18 protein-coding genes are annotated in these 19,691 nt (G+C 60.4%); 3 read left to right on the plus strand and 15 right to left on the minus strand.

The window, feature by feature from the left end:
- Positions 1-2: 2 nt before the first annotated feature.
- The 12 genes from ACTNB2_RS05405 to pyrR all read right to left on the minus strand — a co-directional run bounded on the left by ACTNB2_RS05405 (position 3) and on the right by pyrR (position 11,202).
- Positions 3-2,306, minus strand: a complete 2,304-nt coding sequence (locus ACTNB2_RS05405; RefSeq protein WP_441041568.1) for a DNA internalization-related competence protein ComEC/Rec2 — start codon at positions 2,304-2,306, stop codon at positions 3-5.
- Positions 2,303-3,013 (minus strand): helix-hairpin-helix domain-containing protein, encoded by a 711-nt coding sequence (locus tag ACTNB2_RS05410; protein WP_441041569.1) that lies wholly within the window; start codon positions 3,011-3,013, stop codon positions 2,303-2,305. Before ACTNB2_RS05410 ends, ACTNB2_RS05405 begins: the two co-directional genes overlap by 4 nt.
- Before the next feature lie 214 nt (positions 3,014-3,227).
- The gene (gene thiI, locus ACTNB2_RS05415) at positions 3,228-4,472 is read right to left on the minus strand and encodes a tRNA uracil 4-sulfurtransferase ThiI (protein ID WP_427794782.1); all 1,245 of its coding nucleotides are present in this window, start codon (positions 4,470-4,472) and stop codon (positions 3,228-3,230) included.
- Entirely contained in the window at positions 4,473-4,754 is a 282-nt protein-coding gene (locus ACTNB2_RS05420; protein ID WP_370450597.1) for a DNA-directed RNA polymerase subunit omega, read from the minus strand.
- 5 nt (positions 4,755-4,759) lie between these two features.
- Complete coding sequence (gene gmk, locus ACTNB2_RS05425; RefSeq protein ID WP_427794783.1) at positions 4,760-5,329, minus strand: guanylate kinase; 570 nt, start codon at positions 5,327-5,329, stop codon at positions 4,760-4,762.
- Entirely contained in the window at positions 5,330-5,638 is a 309-nt protein-coding gene (gene mihF, locus ACTNB2_RS05430; RefSeq protein WP_006236130.1) for an integration host factor, actinobacterial type, read from the minus strand. It abuts the gene before it with no gap.
- A 240-nt stretch (positions 5,639-5,878) separates the two neighbouring features.
- Positions 5,879-6,595 (minus strand): orotidine-5'-phosphate decarboxylase, encoded by a 717-nt coding sequence (gene pyrF / locus ACTNB2_RS05435; protein ID WP_427747926.1) that lies wholly within the window; start codon positions 6,593-6,595, stop codon positions 5,879-5,881.
- On the minus strand, positions 6,589-7,497 hold the full coding sequence (locus ACTNB2_RS05440; protein ID WP_154516266.1) for a dihydroorotate dehydrogenase: 909 nt from the start codon (positions 7,495-7,497) through the stop codon (positions 6,589-6,591). Before ACTNB2_RS05440 ends, pyrF begins: the two co-directional genes overlap by 7 nt.
- 14 nt (positions 7,498-7,511) lie before the next feature.
- Positions 7,512-8,279 (minus strand): dihydroorotate dehydrogenase electron transfer subunit, encoded by a 768-nt coding sequence (locus ACTNB2_RS05445; RefSeq protein WP_441041637.1) that lies wholly within the window; start codon positions 8,277-8,279, stop codon positions 7,512-7,514.
- Between the two features lie 116 nt (positions 8,280-8,395).
- A complete protein-coding gene (locus ACTNB2_RS05450; protein WP_154516264.1) occupies positions 8,396-9,685 on the minus strand; it encodes a dihydroorotase in 1,290 nt (429 codons plus the stop codon).
- The gene (locus ACTNB2_RS05455; RefSeq protein WP_441041570.1) at positions 9,669-10,613 is read right to left on the minus strand and encodes an aspartate carbamoyltransferase catalytic subunit; all 945 of its coding nucleotides are present in this window, start codon (positions 10,611-10,613) and stop codon (positions 9,669-9,671) included. The genes ACTNB2_RS05450 and ACTNB2_RS05455 overlap by 17 nt, the downstream gene beginning before the upstream one ends.
- Positions 10,614-10,617: 4 nt before the next feature.
- A complete protein-coding gene (gene pyrR / locus ACTNB2_RS05460; RefSeq protein WP_138374176.1) occupies positions 10,618-11,202 on the minus strand; it encodes a bifunctional pyr operon transcriptional regulator/uracil phosphoribosyltransferase PyrR in 585 nt (194 codons plus the stop codon).
- A 450-nt stretch (positions 11,203-11,652) separates the two neighbouring features.
- Here pyrR and rpmB point away from each other — a divergent pair, with 450 nt between their 5' ends.
- A complete protein-coding gene (rpmB, locus tag ACTNB2_RS05465; RefSeq protein ID WP_022094725.1) occupies positions 11,653-11,841 on the plus strand; it encodes a 50S ribosomal protein L28 in 189 nt (62 codons plus the stop codon).
- A 253-nt stretch (positions 11,842-12,094) separates the two neighbouring features.
- Here rpmB and ACTNB2_RS05470 read toward each other — a convergent pair whose 3' ends face one another.
- Positions 12,095-12,871 (minus strand): transposase, encoded by a 777-nt coding sequence (locus ACTNB2_RS05470; RefSeq protein ID WP_427793454.1) that lies wholly within the window; start codon positions 12,869-12,871, stop codon positions 12,095-12,097.
- Between the two features lie 329 nt (positions 12,872-13,200).
- Here ACTNB2_RS05470 and adhE point away from each other — a divergent pair, with 329 nt between their 5' ends.
- Together adhE and ACTNB2_RS05480 are read left to right on the plus strand one after the other, a co-directional pair.
- Positions 13,201-15,849, plus strand: a complete 2,649-nt coding sequence (adhE, locus tag ACTNB2_RS05475) for a bifunctional acetaldehyde-CoA/alcohol dehydrogenase (protein ID WP_154516260.1) — start codon at positions 13,201-13,203, stop codon at positions 15,847-15,849.
- An 87-nt stretch (positions 15,850-15,936) separates the two neighbouring features.
- Positions 15,937-16,701 (plus strand): aminoglycoside phosphotransferase family protein, encoded by a 765-nt coding sequence (locus ACTNB2_RS05480; protein WP_154516259.1) that lies wholly within the window; start codon positions 15,937-15,939, stop codon positions 16,699-16,701.
- A 173-nt stretch (positions 16,702-16,874) separates the two neighbouring features.
- On the opposite strand, the gene ACTNB2_RS05485 is transcribed toward ACTNB2_RS05480, so the two are convergent.
- The gene (locus ACTNB2_RS05485) at positions 16,875-18,584 is read right to left on the minus strand and encodes a proline--tRNA ligase (protein ID WP_441041639.1); all 1,710 of its coding nucleotides are present in this window, start codon (positions 18,582-18,584) and stop codon (positions 16,875-16,877) included.
- 12 nt (positions 18,585-18,596) lie between these two features.
- Positions 18,597-19,679, minus strand: coding sequence for a flavodoxin-dependent (E)-4-hydroxy-3-methylbut-2-enyl-diphosphate synthase (gene ispG, locus ACTNB2_RS05490; RefSeq protein ID WP_441041573.1), 1,083 nt, complete (start codon positions 19,677-19,679; stop codon positions 18,597-18,599).
- Positions 19,680-19,691: the final 12 nt, after the last annotated feature.

Consider the following 19,691-nt stretch of genomic DNA (forward strand, 5'->3'; position numbering starts at 1 on the left):
CATCACGGTCGCTGACATCGCATGGCAAAACCGGCCGCAGTCGGCGAGACGGTAATGTCGCCTCTCTCGATAGTGCATGCGAACGCGCCGCCCGCATCGCCAACGGCATCGATGCAGGCATCGGATGGATGGCCGTAGCGGTTGCCCTCGCCCGCGCTCGCAATAGAGAGCTCGGGCTTAAGGGTTTCCAGCAGGTCTGTATCGACAGAAACTTTTGAGCCGTGATGCCCCAGCTTGAGCACATCGATATCACCCACCTCCTGTACAAACTCGCACTCCTGATCGAGCTCGGCATCACCAGTGAGGAGCATACGCAGGCTTTTGCCTTCCTGAGCATAGGAGAGCAGCAAGACAAGCGAGTCCTCATTGCCCTCACCGTCAACCGTATCAAACGGCCACATCACACGAGCCCGAAATGCGCCGATATCGACTGTGTCTCCGCGAGCCACCTGCCGATACGTGACGCTTGGGCGATTCAGCACATCAGCAGGCGCACTGCCCAGCGCATCCGCCGCAACCGCAATGGTTCCTACCGAAAACCGATCTAGTACGTCGGGAAGACCGCCCCAATGGTCTTCATCCCAATGCGTCACGAAGACGGCGTCGATATGGTGGACGTTATTGCGAACCAACGCCGACACCACGCGCGCGTCGAGCCCACAGTCGACGAGCGCCACGGCGCCACCCTGACGAACCAGAATCGCATCGGCCTGGCCAACATCAAGGACTGTCACCGAAGGCGGCGCACATCGATCCCAATAGACATACGGAACGCCCGCTGCAAGCATCAAACACAGCAGCCCCACTGCCATGGGCCGTGCGCTGGGGCGTGGCCACAAGACCAAGAGGACCACCAGCGAAAAAGGCACCACGTATACCAAGGGCGTATCGGGCGGCACGCTTACGGATGCGCCCGGAACGGCAGCAAAGAGCTGCTCAAAGAACAGGGCACAGCGAGCGATAGCCATGGGCACCACAAGCGCCCCGTGACGCAAGAGCGGCACAAGCGAGCAAGGCACCAGCACAACCGAAGATGCGAGCAGCACGCTTATCACCGGACCGATCACGGCATTTGCAAGCGGGGCAATGAGCGAAAACATCCCAAATGCGGGAATGGTTACGGGAAGTGTCGCGAGCTGCGAGCACAGCGTGACGGACAAAATACTGGCAACCCCCGATGGCACGCCCAGCTCGCCCAAGGCGTAGGTAGCGTAGGGGCAAAAACAAAGGATGGCAAAAACACTGGCGCACGATAGCTGAAAACCCATCTCGAACAATACTGTCGGCCGCAGCAACATAAAGATTGTCATGGTCAAAAATAGAGCCGAAAGTCCATGCCGACGACGTCCGGCGCCGTTGACGACAAGCGTCACCGCCACCATACAGCACGCGCGCACGGCCGAGGGCGAAGCGCCCGTAAAGACGGCATAGGCAGCGAGGGCCAGCACCAACAGCCCCCTCTGCAGCCCACGAGAGAGGCGAGTCTTTTGCAGGGCGCTCTCAATCACAAACCCAACGATGGCAAGATGGCTGCCCGAGACGGCGATAAGATGTGCGGTTCCCGTTACCGAAAACAAATCGCCCGCCGGCTGAGCACGCAGCTCGGAGGAGCGTCCGCAGACAACGCCGGCAATGAGCGAGCGCGCCGGATCGGTCTCGGGCGCGATAGCGGCAAGGAGCTCGTTTCGCAGCCAAGGCAACGGCCCCGGAAAGCCCTCGTCAACCGATACCAACCGGATGACCTTAACTTTTCGAAGCTCGCCCCGAAGCACGCGTGAGCGCCCATACGCATCATTCTCAAACCGCGAAATTCGACCGACAGCATGCACATGCGAACCGGCACCGAGCTCACGGTCACACGACAGCCGTATCTCGCCCAAGCGCTTTCCACCCGCATATGAATCACAGGTATAGGAGTACGTCCCGTCATTGATGGATGGATCGCCCTGCACAACAAACTCGAGACTGCTCGCAGCTCGATTATCCAGTGCCGTCGAAGCACGCAGCGCCCCTATCGCCCAACCCGCGGACACGACCGCTCCCGCCAGGAGGCCGAGGGCCGCGGCATACAGCCATCGCCTCCACCGCGCAAGACGCATACAAAACCGAGCCGACACGATGCACGCGGCAGCCGCAACGGGAATGGCCATAAGCAATGTGACGGGCGCTGCCCGCTCTCCCAGCAGCAAATCGGCTGCTACGTTAAGTACCAAGCCGCAGCTCGCACACAAGCCAGAACAAAGGGCCATCGTCCACGGCATCAGGGGCCGCGGCGGCATCACATGCTCGCGCTCGGACACACTCATACGCAGATGCAATCTTTAATTTTGGCGAGCTTTTTCTCACCGATCCCCGATACGCGCATGAGGTCATCGACCGAGGCAAAGGCCCCGTTTTGAGTCCGCTCATCGATAATCGACTGGGCCGTAGAAGGCCCGATGCCCGAAAGCGTCTGCAATTCCGCCGCACTTGCCGTATTGATATTCACAAGCCCCGACGAAGACCCCGCACCAGCAGTCATGGCAGCACCGCTTTCGACCCCGCCGACCGCCGCAGCCGCTTGTTGCTCCCCCACCATCGGAACATAGATCTTTTGACCATCCGTGATCTTGGACGCACGGTTCAGCCCTGTCACATCCGCCTCAGCCGTAAGCCCTCCGGCGGCATCGATCGCTTGGGACACCCGCGCTCCGTCTTTGAGCCGGTACACGCCAGGCCTCGCAACGGCGCCATCGACATCGACGTACACCTCAGCAGCAGAAGAACTCTTGGCAGATGACTCATCGGCATCATCAGGTAACCCATCCCCGGCCCCGCGCACATCCGAGGCGCCCGCCTCATCACCACGCTCAAACGACACGCCGCTGGAGCGGCTACCAAAACTTGCCATCGCCAAGCCGCTCGCGGCGGCAATGACAATCAGAATCGCCACGACCATCGCCTTATGGCCGAGCAGCTTTTCTGCCCAGCGGTCCATCCGTTTAACCCGTTCGTGTTGCTCGCGTTGCGCCATAGCAAACACCTCCCAACACCATCGTGTCAGGAAACGAGCACCGTAGCCTCCACACGCCCACACCGGTTATCGAAGTCAAACCAAAAGCTGAACAAAACCTTGCAGGATAGTGTCCATTTATTCAGATACACGTCGACAAATGAACCGTTTATCGCCTAATGCCCAGATAGATTAAGACCGACGATGCAAATGCACCGCCGGTCTATACACAACATTATTCGTGATCTTGGTAAATCTCACGTGGAGCAAGCTGAGGATGTTTACGTTTTAAGGTCTTAGGGGCCTTGTACGTGTTGCTCTCGAAGTCGATGTACTCGGTCTGTTTGAGCAAGCGCTCAATCATCTCCTCGTGATCGAACAGCTCCCACGCCTCATGCACGGCATCGAGTTTTGCGTGCGTCTCGGGGCGGCGCGGCATAAAGAGCGTGCAGCAATCGGGAGCAGCCTCGGTCGAGATATCGAAGGTACCGATTTCCTCGGCACGCGCGATAATCTCCTGCTTGTCCGAACCGATCAGCGGGCGGAACACGGGGATCTTGACGGCCTCGTTGACGGCCATAATGTTCTCGAGCGTCTGGGAGGCAACCTGACCGAGCGATTCACCGGTCACGATAGCCTTGGCGCCCTCGATATGCGCAATGCGCTCGGCAACCGAATACATAATGCGGCGATACATGATCACGCGCAGGTTGCTGGGGCAGGTGACGGAAATCTCACGCTGGCAATCGCCAAACGGCACCACGTACAGGCGGCCGATCTGGACGCCCGGCGCAAGCGCACGGATAATGTCCTGCACCAAATACTCGCTCGTATCGGGTGTCTGCGGACGACCGGAGAAATGTACCGGTACGCACACCGCGCCGCGACGCGCGAGCATCCAGGTCGCCACCGGAGAATCGATGCCCGACGACAGGAGCGTCACAACCTTGCCGGCGGAACCCACCGGCAGACCGCCCACGCCGCGCTCGGAGCGCGCATACACGTAAACGCTACCCTGGACCACCAGTACGTGCACCATCGCGTCGGGGTCGTGCATCTGGACCTTTTTATCAGGGAAGGCCTCGCACAATACCTCGCCAACCTGACGATTGATATCAATCGAGGTGAGCTCGTAGTCGGTGTTAGAGCGTTTGGCATGCACCTTAAACGAATCGAAAGGACCAAACTCGCGCAGCGCCTTCACGGCGGCGGCGCAGTACTCCTGCGGGTCGCGGTTGGTGTGATATGCCAGGGACACGCGGGCAACGCCGGGGACGGTGCGAATGACACGCGCCGCCTCGTCGGCCTGATGCTCGTTAAAGGTCACGAGGATATAACCGGAAATTCGAGACACGGCATTCACGGAAAAGGCGGCCAAGGCCGCCTTGATGTTATCCATGAGGATATGCTCGAAATGTGCGCGGTTCTTGCCCTTCAGTCCAACCTCGTGATAGTGGACCAGGCAGACGCGAGCTGCCATTTAGGCTTCAGCAACCTTGTGGCCGAGCGCCTTCTTGTAACGAGCCTCGTCGTAGGAGATATCGCCGTCGACAATCTCGTCCATAGCCATCGAGATGGTATCGGCGCCGGAGAGGCCAATGGTAATGTCATCGACATCCTGAACGGCAAGCACGCGGTTGTGCTGGCCACGCAGCATGCTGTTAATGTCGCAGGCGCGCTTGGAGGCAAGCGAGGCGAGCAGGAAGCGGTTGTGATCGGTCTTCTCCAGAAGATCGTCAATACAAGGCTTTACAACGGACACGGACCTCAGATCCTTTCATGCATATCGAGAACGCGAACGAGCTCATCGGTCGCGCGGTCGAGATCGTCATTCACCACGACGTCGTCGTAGCGGTCGGCAAGGGCAAGTTCATCGGCGGCGTTTGCCATGCGCAGCTCGATCGTCTCGGGCGTCTCGGTACCGCGACCGACCAGGCGATCGCGTAACACCTCAAGCGAAGGCGGCTTGATAAAGATCAACACGGCCTCGGGGAAACGCTCCTTGACCTGCAGTGCACCCTGGACATCAATCTCCAAAATCAGAGACGAGCCAGAGGCGAGCTTGGATGCGACCTCGCTCACCAACGTGCCGTAGCAGTTACCGTGGACCTCGGCCCACTCAACAAACTCACCGTTTGCCACGCGGCGGTCGAACTCCTCGCGCGTCAGGAAAAAGTAGTTGACGCCGTCGACCTCACCTTTACGTGGCGCTCGCGTGGTAGCCGAAACCGTCAGGCCCAGGTTCGAGCGGCGCTCGCGCACACGACTGACGAGCGTGCCCTTGCCTGCACCTGACGGTCCAGAAATCACAAAGAGCTTTGAATCCTGAGCGCTCACTTATTTGGTCAGCTGCTCGAGGAGCTGCTCGCGCTGACGGACGCCGAGGCCCTGGACGCGACGGGTAGCGGAGATGCCGAGCTCCTCCATGATCTTGGCGGCCTTGGCCTTGCCATAACCGGGCAGAGACTCGATGAGGGTGGAAACCTTCATGCGGGAAGCGATGGGGTCATCGGAGTTGAGCACGGACTCGAGAGACTTCTCGCCCTTCTTGATCTGCTCGCGAAGCTCAGCGCGGGCGTGACGTGCGGCGGCAGCCTTCTCAAGAGCCTGCTTACGCTGCTCGTCGGTAAGCTGAGGGAGTGCCATTCGAACCTCCAAATAGTTGGGTTATATCTGATGCAATAATTGGCATTTTAGCACGTCAAACGCACTAAATGCCCAATCGACGGCTCCATAGGTTAGACGATACCTGCGAAAAGTGCAATATACGGAGGTCAAAGTTGAGCCCCTGACCTGTGATTCCACACAAAGGATGGGAAAGTTTTCGCAGGCACAAGGGCTAATTTGTGCTAATAAGACCCAAAAGTGGTGACTTGAGGGAATCTTTTACGCGACGTTTTCGACCAGCTCGGCGACGATGGCGTCAAAGGCCGCAACCGGATCGTCGGAGCCGGTAATAGGACGGCCCACCACGATATGGCTCGCACCGCGCTCGATAGCCTGGGAAGGTGTCGCCACACGGGATTGATCGCCCAGGGCGGCACCCACCGGACGCACACCCGGAGTCACGATCAGCGCGTCGGGGCCGAGCAGCTCACGCATGTCGTGAGCCTCCATCGGCGAGCACACGATACCGTCGATGCCGTTGGCCTGAGCGAGCTTTGCCAGGCGAGCGGCCTCCTCGGCCACGGGCGACTCGACGCCGATCTCCGCCAGCGCGTCCTGATTCATGCTCGTAAGTACGGTGATGGCGACGAGCTTGGCGCGGTCCTCGCGCGCCTCCTCGGCACCCTCGCGGCAGGCAGCGAGCATGGCGCCCGAACCCAAGCCGTGGACCGAGAGCAGGTCGGCACCGGCAAGCGAGGCCGAGCGAGCGGCACCGCGCACCTGATGCGGAATGTCATGGAACTTGAGGTCGAGGAAGACCTTAAAGCCCAAATCCTTGAACGTCTTGACGATCTCGGGACCCTCGGCGTAATAGAGCGTCATGCCCACCTTGAGCCAGGCGGCATGGCCCGAAAGCTCATGGGCGAGCTCGAGTGCGCGCTCACGGTCGCAGTCGAGGGCGACGATAACACGGTCGCGGGCATCGGTCTCTAGCATTCGAACGCACCTACCAGCTCGTTGATGTCCTTTACGCCCTGGGACTCCGCCCAGGCCTCGAGCTCGTGCGCGATCTTAAGCGAAGCACACGGGTCGACGAAGTTGGCCATGCCGACCGACACGCAGGTGGCGCCGGCCAGGATAAACTCGGCCGCATCCTCGCCGGTCATGACACCGCCGACACCGTTGATGGGGATATCGACGGCCTGGGCGACCTCCCAGACCATACGCACGGCGATGTGGTGGCACAGCGGGCCCGAAAGGCCGCCCTTGGGCTTGGCCACACGGGACCTGCGGGTGTGCACGTCAATGGCCATGCCCTGGATGGAGTTGATGACCGAAAGGCCGTCGGCGCCGGCAGCCTCGAGGGCGCGGGCGATCTCGGCGACGTTGACCGGAGCCATCTTAACGAACAGCGGCTTATCGGTCACCTTGCGGCAGGCAGCCATAACGGAAGAGGCGCCCTCGGGCGTGGAGCCCATGGCGGCACCGCCGGCGGCAATGTTGGGGCAGCTCACGTTGATCTCATAGCCGGCAGCCCAGGGGCACAGCTCGACATACATCTCGAGCGCGCGCACGAACTCATCAACGGAGTGACCGGCAACCTGGCAGATGACCTGGCAACCGTCCTTGGAGAGCTGCTCGAGCCACGGACCGGACTCGCGGGCGAAAGCGGCAACACCGGGGTTCTGCAGGCCCACGGAATTGATCATGCCGCCGGGGATCTCGGCCATGCGGGGTGCAGGATTGCCGGGCCAGGGCTCGGCAGCGCAACCCTTGGTGGTGATGGCACCCAGCTGGGAGACATCAAAGAAGTTCTGGAACTGCCAACCGTAGCCAAAGGTACCGGCTGCGGTGTTGATGGGGTTCTGCATCTTGACGCCGCCGAAATCGACGGACATGTTCACGGTACCCACTAGAAGACCACCACCTTGGAAGCATCGAACACGGGGCCGCACATGCAGGCACCCTTCATACCGTCGACCGTCTCGACATTGCAGGTGTTGCAGGCGCCAAAGCCGCAGCTCATCATGCGCTCGAGCGACACCTCGCAGTACGCGCCGGCCTCGGCGGCAGCGGCGGCGACTTTCTTCATCATAACGGCGGGACCACAGCTGGCGACGTAGTCGTAACCGCCCTTGCCGAGCAGCTCAGCGGCAGGATCGGTGCATAAGCCGTGCGCACCCAACGAGCCGTCGTCGGTGCACACGTTGACCGTGGTCCCCAGCGCGCGGAACTCATCGACGCCCACGACCTTGGACGCGGTGCCAAAACCCAGGCACACGTCAACGGCCACGCCCTGCTCGGCAAGCATGCCAGCGAGGCACAGCACGGGCGGAACACCGATGCCGCCCGCCACGAGCAGCGCCTTCCTGGTGCCCTCGGGTACCAGCCAGCCGCGGCCGCCAGGGCCCAACAGGTTGGACTTGGAGCCGGGGCCCATCTGCGACAGACGACGGGTGTCGTCGCCCACGACGGCGTACCACAGCTCGACGGTACCGGCCTCGGCGTCAGAGCGATAGAAGCTCAAGGGCACGCGAAGCAGCGAAGAGGCATCGCCGGGCACGGCGATGTTCACAAACTGACCGGGCTTGAGCGCACTTGCAAGCTTGGGGGCCGAAATAACGAGCGAGAAGATGCCGTCGGCGATCTCCTGGTTCGAGACGACCTCGAAGTCGTGCATGCGTGCAGTGGAAGGTGTGGGCATAGACGCTCCAATCCCCCATGCAGTTGCATGGACCAAACGAACAGAAAGCGCGGCACCGCAAGGGCACCGCGCACAAAAGCGATAAGGCTATGCTAGCAGATGCAGCCGTCGGCAAGCGTCTGTTTGCCGCCGACAAACACATCGGTGGCACGACCGGTGAGCGTGCGGCCGGCAAAACCGGAGTTCTCGGCGCGCGACTCGTAACCGTCCTCGCCGACCGTCCAGGTGACAGACGCGTCGAAGACGGTCAGGTCAGCAACAGAGCCCGCCTTGACCTGAACCTGATCAAGGCCCAGGATCTCACGCGGCTTAATAGCCATGAGCTCGACCATGCGGCCCATACCCATCTTGCCCGTGTTGACCAGCTCGGTGAGCACGAGCGACAGCGAGGTCTCGAGGCCGATCATGCCAAAGGGCGCGAGCTCGAACTCACGGGCTTTCTCCCACGGCGTGTGGGGAGCGTGATCGGTGACGATGACGTCGACGGTGCCGTCGATGACACCCTGGCGGATGGCCTCGGCATCCTCGTCGGTACGCAGCGGCGGGTTAACCTTGAGCGAGGTGTTGTAGGTCTCGTCCAGGTCGTTCTCGGTCAGGAACATGTGATGCGGGGTGGCCTCGCAGGTAACCTGAACGCCAGCGGCCTTGCCGGCACGCACGAGCTCCAGGCCATGGGCGGTGGAGATGTGCTGGATGTGCAGCTTGGCACCGGTCAGTTTTGCGATCTCGATGTCGCGGGCGATCTGGAGCTCCTCGCCGGCAGCCGGCCAGCCCTCAAGGGCCAGACGAGTCGAAACCTTGCCCTCGTTGATCTGGCCGTGGCCGACCAGGTCCTCGTCCTGGCAATGGCTCATGAAGACCTTGCCGAACATCTTGCCGTAGTCCATGCAGCGACGGAGCATGCCTGCACCCTGCACGCCGCGACCGTCGTCGGTGAAGGCGACGGCGCCGTGGGCGACCATATCGCCCATCTCGGACATAGCCTCGCCCTTTAGACCGCGGGTCATGGCGCCAGAAGGATAGACGCGGCAGTGGCCGACCTCGGCAGCGCGGGACTTGACGAACTCAACAACGGTACCGTTATCGGTAACGGGGTCGGTGTTGGGCATGGCGCACACGCCAGTGAAGCCGCCCTTGGCAGCTGCGCGGGTGCCGCTCTCGATGTCCTCTTTGACCTCGTAGCCGGGCTCGCGCAGGTGGACGTGCATGTCCACCAGGCCAGGGACAAGGTACTTACCGGAAAGGTCGCGGACCTCGGCTCCCTCGGCGGCGAGGTTCTCGCCGACCTCGGCGATCTTGTCGCCGTCGATCAGGACGTCAACGACCCCGTCAAGCTCGACGGACGGATCGACGACGTGGGCATTCTTAAGAAGCAAGGCCATTATCGGCACCTCCAAGCAGCAGATACAGGATAGCCATACGCACGCAGATACCGGCGTAGACCTGCTCCAGGATGACGGAGCGTTGCGGGTGGTCGGCCATATAGGAGTCGAACTCGACGCCGCGGTTGATGGGGCCCGGGTGGCAAATGATCGCGTCGGGCTTCATGAGCTTCTCACGGTCCTTGGTCAGGCCGAAGAGTTTGTGGTACTCGCGAATGGTCGGGAACGGGGCACCCTCGAGGCGCTCCTGCTGTACGCGCAGCATGTAGACGACGTCCAGCTCGGGCAGGATGGAATCGAGGTCGCTCGTCACGTGGTCGCAGCCCAGAACCTCGGGCGCCGGCGGCAGCAGCGTGCCGGGGGCGACGGCGTAGGTCTCGCAGCCCATGATCTTCAACGCGGGGATCAGCGAGCCGCAAACGCGGGAGTGGGCGATGTCGCCGACGACGGCGACTTTCAGACCGTGGAAGTCACCCTTGTGATCCCAGATGGTGTACAGGTCGAGCAGAGCCTGCGTGGGGTGATTGTGCTTACCGTCACCGGCGCAGATAACACTCGCGGGCGAATTCTGCGTGACGATGTAGGGAGCACCGGCATGTTTGTCGCGCACGACGATGCAGTCGATCTTGTAGGCGTTAAGCGTCTCGACGGTATCGACGAGGCTCTCGCCCTTGACCGTGGAGGTCGAGGAGCCGCCAAAGTTGAGGCTGTCGGCCGAAAGACGCTTCTCGGCAAGCTCGAAGGAGCTGCGGGTACGCGTCGAGGGCTCGTTGAACATATTGACGATGGTCTTGCCCTTGAGCGTGGGGACCTTCTTGATGGCACGCTCGTTGACCTCGGAGAACGCCTTGGCGGTCTCGAGGATGAGCTTGATGTCCTCTTCGGAGTACTCGGTAATGTCGATCAGGTGCTTATGATTGAACGCCACGGTACTACTCACCTCCCAGCGGCGCGGAGCCCACGTGGGAACCCGGCGCGACGTCGTTGATCTCGACAGCGGTACGGCCGTCGACTTCCTTCATATATAGGTGCACGTTCTCCTCGTGCGACGAGGGAACGTTCTTGCCGACAAAGTCCGGCGAGATAGGGAGCTCGCGGTGACCGCGGTCAACGAGAACTGCCAGCTCGATGCGGCTCGGACGGCCCAGGTCCATAACGGCGTCCAGAGCGGCGCGGATGGTGCGACCCGTGTACAGGATGTCGTCCACCAAAACGACGCGCTTGCCGTCGACGCTGAAGGGAATGTTGGTAGCGTGGATCGCGGGAGCGAAGTTAGTCGCATAGTCATCGCGATAGAAGCTGATGTCCAGGCTGCCGAGCGGAACGTCAACACCCTCGATCTCCTTGATCGCCTCGGCGAGCTTCTTTGCCAGAAGGTCGCCGCGCGTGACGATGCCGACCAGAGCGAGGTCTTCACAGCCCTCGTTGCGCTCGAGAATCTCGTGCGCGATGCGGGTCATCGCTCGGTTGACGGCGGTCTCGTCCATGATGACCGCCTTGGGGGAAGTCGTGCCCATCGATCTCCTTCCTCACATGTCTTGACTGCTGATACAGTCAAAAAAATAGATGCCCGACCGCTCAAAGCGGACCAGACACCCACAGGAAGGACTGCTCTATGGCAGCAATATAAATCCATGTGGGTATCTCGTACCCCTTTAATGGTCAAGGGATAGTGTAGCCAACCCCGAGCTTAATTGCGAGCATTAATACGGAGCAATCCGCAAACGGACTCAACGCTCCATAAACCTATATATATTTGCGGGACAAGCTTGAAAACGTCGATGCGAGCTGGCATAATCCCCTCTGCTACACGCAAATCGGATCTACGTCCAGGGCCGTAGCGTGGGCACTATCGCCATAAGAGAAATATCTCTGTGTAGATTACGCACAGGGAGCTGCTTCTGTGCTATAGTTCAGGCTTGTTTGTTAACGCGACATGTTCGTTTGTCGCCCAAGGAGGGTCAGTTATGTCCAAAGTTTGCGAAGTTTGCGGTAAGCACCCCGTTGCCGGTCGCTCCATCAGCCACTCTCACCGCGTCACCAACCGTAAGTTCCGCCCCAACATCCAGCGTGTCTACGTCGTCGTCGATGGTCACCGTCGCAAGATGAACGTTTGCTCCACCTGCCTTAAGTCTGGCAAGGTTGCGCGCTCCTAAATAAGGTCTTACCAACAAGTACCTCGGACTCTCCGGGTCAAAGACCTCGCGTTCACATAGAACTTACCAAAGGCGTCCTCTCTTGTGGAGGGCGCCTTTTTGCACTCATTGGGGACAGACTTACATGGGTGTTTTCACTCATTGGGGACAGACATGACACACTCATTGGGGACAGACTTACATGGGTGTTTTCACTCATTGGGGACAGACATGATGCGTGTCTGCGGCGCCCCGACTAGCTCCGGCCCCTGCCTCACGCAGCTTCCTTCCAGCCCGCGGTGGCCTTGGTCACACTTGTAGCGCCGATACCGGTGATACGGGCAATTTGCTTGACCGTGAGATGTGCCTGCCTGAGCCTCAGCAGGCAGGCATCGCGTTCGGGGCGTGGCAGGGCCTTAAGCAGCGTAGGATCTATGCTCGGCAGGACTTCGCGCGCAACGGAAAGGACCTCCTCATCGGGGATCCGACGGCGTGGAAGAACCTCCACCGACCAGATGCGCCCGGCAGCTTCCTTGAGATGCTCGCAATAGCAACGGGAGCCTCCGACAATATCGAGCATAGGGGCCGCATCACAAATGTCAAAGGGATCGTAGCCCAGCTGATATGCCTTGAAGCTTGACCATCGGTACGCCTCGAGTGAGTCGAGCGAACCTTTCACAGGATTGAGATGGATATAATCGAGCAGCTGCACCGCCTGCGTGTCCGACTCAACCGCAACCCGCGAATAGCGATTGTCAAACAGATGGCCCGTTCTTCCCGTTTTCCCATTGAAATACTTAGCATACGCCGTCAATGCGCACTGCATCGCCTTTGAAAGGTTGTCATAAGGGTCATCAACCATCAAATGGAAGTGGTTGTCCATAAGGCACCAAGCCAACACCGCCACTTTATGGCGCGCAAACCTGTCCGAGATATCCGACAAGAAACGATAGCGGTCGGAGTCATCTTCAAAAATAATCTGCTTGGAGTTGCCGCGGTCATAAACATGGTAATAGCCGGTGATCGAAACGGCGCGGGCACATCGGGGCATAATCTCTCCTTTCAAAACTGTACAGGCAACACCTAAAAGGAGAGAAGCAACGCGAAATGCTGAGCCTGTGATCTATTTATATCCAATAAGCGGCAATAACAGGTCCAGAACAGCGAAATGGCAAAACTATGTCTGTCCCAAATGAGTGAAAGCACTCATATAAGTCTGTCCCCAATGAGCGGGCCGATGCCAGGCGATATTTTTAATTAAAACGCTTCAGCTAGTTGAAGCGTTTTAGTGTGCCTTTTACGGGAATCTTACCGTTCGCCGAATAATTTCTTGCTATCATGCAACACGTAGGGTAAATCTCCGATCGCAAGGAGACACAAATGGTGAAAAAGTCACCGGAAAACACTACTCCCGCAATTGTGGACAACGTAGAGGCGCTTGAGGCTAAGCTCGCTCAGATGCGAGAGGCCCAGGCGCTTTTTGCTACGTACACGCAGGAGCAGGTCGACAAGATCTTCTACGAGGCCGCCATGGCCGCCAACAAGGCTCGTATCCCGCTGGCGAAGATGGCCATCGAGGAGACCGGTCGCGGCGTTCTTGAGGACAAGGTCATCAAGAACCACTACGCCGCAGAGTACATCTACAACGCTTACAAGAACACCAAGACCTGTGGTGTCATTGAGCGCGACGAGGCCTACGGCATCACCAAGATCGCTGAGCCCATCGGCATCGTGGGCGCCGTCATCCCGACGACCAACCCCACCTCCACCGCGATCTTCAAGACGCTGATCAGCCTGAAGACCCGCAACGCCATCATCATCTCCCCGCACCCGGCTGCCGCCAAGTGCACCATCGCCGCCGCCAAGCTCGTGCTTGACGCCGCCGTCAAGGCCGGCGCCCCCGAGGGCATCATCGGCTGGGTCGATGTCCCCTCCATCGAGCTGACCAACATGGTCATGCGCGATGTCGACATCATCCTCGCCACCGGTGGCCCGGGCATGGTCAAGGCCGCCTACTCCTCGGGCAAGCCCGCCCTGGGCGTTGGCGCCGGCAACACCCCGGTCGTCATCGACGACACCGCCGACGTGCTGCTCGCCGTCAACTCCATCATCCACTCCAAGACCTTCGACAACGGCATGATCTGCGCTTCCGAGCAGTCCGTGACCGTCATCGACACCATCTATGACCAGGTTAAGGCCGAATTCCAGAAGCGCGGCTGCTACTTCGTCAAGCAGGGTGCCGAGATGGAGGCCCTGCGCGGCGCCATGTTCAAGAACGGCGCTCTCGATCACCGCATCCCCGGCATGGCTGCCGCCAAGATCGCCGAGCTCGCCGGTATCGAGGTTCCCGCCAAGACCAAGATCCTGATCGCCGAGGTCACCTCCACCGACCCCGCCAAGGAGGAGTTCTCCCACGAGAAGCTCTCCCCTGTCCTGGCCATGTATCACGCCAAGGACTTCCAGGAGGCCGTCGACAAGGCCGAGCACCTGGTACTCGCCGGTGGCCCGGGCCACACCGCCTCTCTGTACGTGCATCCCGCCCAGGCCGAGAAGATCAGCCTGTTCGAGCATGTCATGAAGGCCTGCCGCATCGTCATCAACACCCCGTCCTCGCACGGCGGCATCGGTGACCTGTACAACTTTGGCATGAAGCCGTCTCTGACCCTGGGCTGCGGCTCCTGGGGCGGCAACTCCGTCTCCGAGAACGTTGGGGTGAAGCACTTGATCAACGTTAAGACTGTGGCCGAGCGCCGTGAGAACATGCTGTGGTTCCGCGCTCCCGAGAAGGTCTACTTCAAGAAGGGTTCCACGCCCGTCGCTCTCGACGAGCTGGGCAGCGTCATGGGCAAGAAGCGCGCCTTTATCGTCACCGACCAGTTCCTCTTCAAGAATGGCAACACCCGCGCCATCGAGGCCAAGCTCGACGAGATGGGCATCGCCCACGACTGCTTCTACGACGTCGAGCCCGATCCGTCGCTGCAGTGCGCACGTCGCGGCGCCAAGCAGATGGCTCTCTTTGAGCCGGACGTCATCATCGCCGTCGGCGGTGGCTCCGCTATGGACGCCGGCAAGATCATGTGGATGATGTACGAGCACCCCGAGTGCAAGTTTGAGGACATGGCCATGGACTTCATGGACATCCGCAAGCGTATCTTCACCTTCCCCGAGATGGGCAAGAAGGCCTACTTCGTCGCCGTCCCGACCTCTTCGGGCACCGGTTCCGAGTGCACGCCGTTCGCCATCATCACCGACAAGGAGACCGGCATCAAGTGGCCGCTCGCCGACTACGCACTGCTCCCCAACATGGCTATCGTCGACGCCGACAACTGCATGACCGCCCCGCGCGGCCTGACCGCCGCCTCCGGCATCGACGTCATGACCCACGCCATCGAGTCCTATGTCTCCATCATGGCCTCCGACTACACCAAGGGCCTCTCCGAGCGCGCTGCCAAGCTCGTCTTCGAGAACCTGCCCTCCAGCTTCGAAAACGGCGCGAAGGACCCGCATGCCCGCGAGGAGATGCACAACGCCTCCTGCATGGCCGGTATGGCCTTCGCCAACGCCTTCCTGGGCCTCAACCACTCCATGGCCCACAAGCTCGGTGCCTTCCATCACCTGCCCCACGGCATCGCCAACGCCATCATCCTGACTCGCGTCATGCGCTACAACGCCGCCGAGGCCCCCGTCAAGATGGGCACGTTCTCCCAGTATCCTTACCCCAACGCGCTGCACAACTACGCCGAGATGGCCAAGTACTGCGGTATCGAGGGCAAGGACGACAAGGAGGTCTTCGAGAACTTCATCACGAAGCTCGAGGAGCTCAAGGACTTCATCGGTGTCAAGAAGACCATCGCCGACTACGGTGTTGACGAGCAGTACTTCCTCGACACCCTCGACGAGATGACCGAGCAGGCATTCAACGACCAGTGCACCGGCGCTAACCCGCGCTACCCGCTCATGAGCGAGATCAAGGAGCTCTACCTGGACGCCTACTATGGCCGCGAGCCCCAGGACTACGCTGTCTGCTAGTTTTTAGCACGGTTATTTCGGCGGGGGTGAACGGGCGCACGCACGCCCCCGCCACTGCTTCTATCGCATCGTTGAAAGGATGCAATCATGCTGCTCCCCGAATCCAAGACCGAGCTCGTCCGTCGCGGCAACAAAGTCGTTTACGACCTGGGCGACAAGATCGTCAAGGTCTTTAACGAGACCAAGCCCGTCTCCGACGTGTTCAACGAGGCTTTGAATCTTGCCCGCATCAATGAGTGCGGCATCCGCAGCCCCAAGGCTCTCGAGGTTTCTCAGCTCGAGAACGCCAACGGCTGGGCGCTCGTGACCGAGAAGGTTCCGGGCACCACCCTTGCCGAGAAGATGACTGCCGAGCCCCAGCGCTTTGGTGAGTACCTCGAGATGTTCGTCGACCTCCAGATCGAGATCCACGGCTACACCTCCCCGCTGCTCAACCGTCAGCGCGACAAGTTCGCCCGCATGATCGACAGCCTCGATCAGCTCAATGCCACCACGCGCTACAACCTTCAGGAGCGTCTGGACGGCATGACCAAGGAGTTCAAGGTCTGCCACGGCGACTTCAACCCCTCCAACGTCATCGTTGGCGACGACGGCCAGCTGTACGTCTGCGACTGGGCACACGCCACCCAGGGCTCCCCTGCTGCCGACGTTGCCACCACCTACCTGCTCTTTGCCCTCAACAGCAAGGACCAGGCCGAGGCCTACCTGGAGCTCTACTGCGATCGCGCCGACATGCCCATGCAGGTCGTGCGTCAGTGGACGAGCATCGTCGCCGCTTCCGAGCTCGCTCGTAAGCGCAACGTGAACGATGAGTTCCTGAAGAACTGGATCGACGTCGTCGATTATCAGTAATATCTGAGCGATTTATTTCGCATCGGAGGCACAAAGGAAAACCCCGCAGCTCGCATGGGCTGCGGGGTTTTCCTTTTAGCAACGAATGTCCCTTAGACGCAAAAGCGGCCCTGCATCTCTACCTCGAGAGACGCAGGGCCGCTTAACAAGTGCACTAAACGCAGCGGGCTCGATTAACGGCGTGCTGCTTTCACAAGCTCGGAAACCTTGGCGACAACCTCATCGATCGCCACATCCTCGCGCTCGCCCGTGGCACGATCCTTGAGCTCGACGGTGCCGTTCTTAAGGCCGCGCTTGCCGAGCACCACCTGATAAGGGAAGCCCATAAGGTCGTTGTCGGCAAACTTAAAGCCGGGACGCTCGTCACGGTCGTCAACGACAACCTCGATACCCTCGGCGCACAGACCCTCGACGATTTGATCGCAAACAGAAGCGCACTCCTCCTTCTTGGGGTCGAGCGGAATCACCGCAACCTCGTACGGGGCAACGGAGACCGGCCAAACGATACCGTGCTCGTCGTTGTGCTGCTCCACGACGGCAGCGAGCGAGCGGGAGACGCCCACGCCGTAGCAACCCATGATAAGCGGCTTCTCCTTGCCGTCCTCGTCCATAAAGGTGGCACCCATGGCCTCGGAGTACTTGGTGCCCAGCTGGAAGACCTGGGAAACCTCAATACCGCGAGCAGCGGAGAGCGGCTTGCCGCAGTGCGGGCAAGGGTCGCCGGCAACGACGGTAACCAGGTCGGCCCACTCGTCGACGGTAAAGTCGCGCTCGGGGCAGGCACCGGTAAAGTGATAGTCGACTTCGTTGGCACCGCAGGCCCACTGCTTGGACTCGCGCAGGCTCTCGTCGCAGACCAGACGAATGCCCTCGGGCAGGTTAACCGGTCCGATAAAGCCCTTATGCAGACCGTAGGTCTGGAGCTCCTCGTCGGTCATCATGCGATAGCCCTTGCCAAAGACATGCTCGGCCTTGCAGTCGTTGAGCTCATGATCGCCCGGAACGATGGCCACAACCGGCTTGCCCTCGGCGTCGATGAGAGCCAGCGACTTGCGCGTACCGTTCTCGGGGAAGCCGAAGAACTGGGCGACGGCCTCGATGGTGCCCATACCCGGAGTCTCGACCTTGGTGAGTGTGCCGTCGCCGGGGCCCTCGGTCACAACGACCTTGGTGCTTGCCGCCTCGTCATCGGCAGCAAAGCCACAATCGTAGCAGTAGACCAGCGAGGCCTCGCCGGCCTCTGCCAGCGCCATGAACTCGACGGAAGTGTCGCCACCGATCTCGCCGGAATCGGCGACGACGGGCAGGGCCTTAATGTAGCAGCGCTCGCAGATATTGGCGTAGGCCTGCTTCATCTTGTCGTACTCCTCCTGCAGGCTCTCCTGCGTGGCAGAAAAGCTGTAGGCGTCTTTCATGATGAACTCGCGACCGCGCATCAGGCCAAAGCGGGGACGGAACTCGTCGCGGAACTTGTCCTGGATGTGATAGAGATTCACCGGCAGTTGCTTGTATGAACGCAGCTCGTTGCGCACCAGGGCAGTCACGGTCTCCTCGTGCGTGGGGCCGAGCACGAACTCGCGGCCGTGGCGGTCATCAAAGCGCACGAGCTCCTTGCCATAGGCATCGATACGGCCGGACTCACGCCACAGCTCGGCATCGACCATGATGGGCATCATGAGCTCCTGGGCACCGGCGGCGTCCATCTCGTCGCGCACGATGTTCTCAATCTTGCGAATCGAGCGCCACGCGAGCGGCAGATAGGAATAGAGACCGGCGGCCTCCTTGCGGATCATACCGGCACGGAGCAGCAGGCGATGGCTCGCAAGCTCAGCGTCGGCCGGATCCTCTTTGAGCGTCGGAGCATACAGCTTAGACATATACATTGCTCGGGTCATTTATTTCTCCTCAATAAGCTTGTCGACCTCGGCCATAAGCGCGTCGACAATTTGGTCCTCCGCTACTTTACCAATGATCTGGCCATGCGAAAAGAGCAGGCCCTGACCACGTCCGCAAGCAACGCCCAGGTCGGCATCAGAAGCCTCACCGGGGCCATTAACGGCACATCCCATGACGGCAATCGAAAGCGGCGCGGCATAGTTCTTAAGCCGCTCGGTTACTTCCTCGGCGATTGCGATCAGGTTAACCTGACAGCGGGCGCACGTGGGGCACGAGACAATCTCGGGGCCGCGGCGACGCAGGCCCAGCGACTGCAAAATTCCCCAGGCGACCGGCGGCTCCTCAACCGGATCGGCCGTGAGCGAAACGCGCATGGTGTCACCGATTCCCTCGGACAGCAGGATGCCAAGGCCCACCGAGCTCTTGATGGTGCCCTGCAGCTTGGTACCCGCCTCGGTTACACCCAGGTGGAGCGGAACGTGGGGAATCTCACGCGACAGGGCACGATAGGTGTCGAGCGTCGTTTGCACGCTATGGGCCTTGGCCGAAAGTACAATGTTCGTAAAGCCGCGGTCTTCAAAATGCTTGACAAAACGTTCGCTCGACATCACGAGCTTTTCGGGCTGCGTGAGGTCGTCGCGCTCAGCGATATCCTGCTCAAGCGAACCAGCATTGACGCCGATACGAATCGCACAGCCCGCGGCACCCGCAGCATCGATCACCGCGTCAACCTTGGCCCAATCGCCGATATTGCCGGGATTGATGCGCAGCTTGGCAGCACCGGCCTCAACGGCACCAATGGCGAGCTTATGGTTAAAGTGGATATCGGCAACGATCGGCACCGGAGACTCGGCGCAGATGGTGCGGAAACCCTCAAGCGCGGCCTCGGTGGGCACGCTCACGCGCACGATATCGCAGCCAGCCTGCGCCAACGCGCACACTTGCGCAAGCGTTGCCTGGACATCAGCGGTATCGGTGCAGGTCATAGATTGGACCACCACCGGCGCGCCTCCACCGATCTGCACGCCGCACACATGCACGGGGCGCGTCAACTCGCGAGGCAAAGGATGGGATAAAGACAATCCAAACACTCC

Origin of the sequence: Collinsella sp. HCP28S3_G2, from assembly GCF_052065125.1 — a bacterium.
In the GTDB taxonomy this organism is placed as follows: Bacteria; Actinomycetota; Coriobacteriia; order Coriobacteriales; family Coriobacteriaceae; genus Collinsella.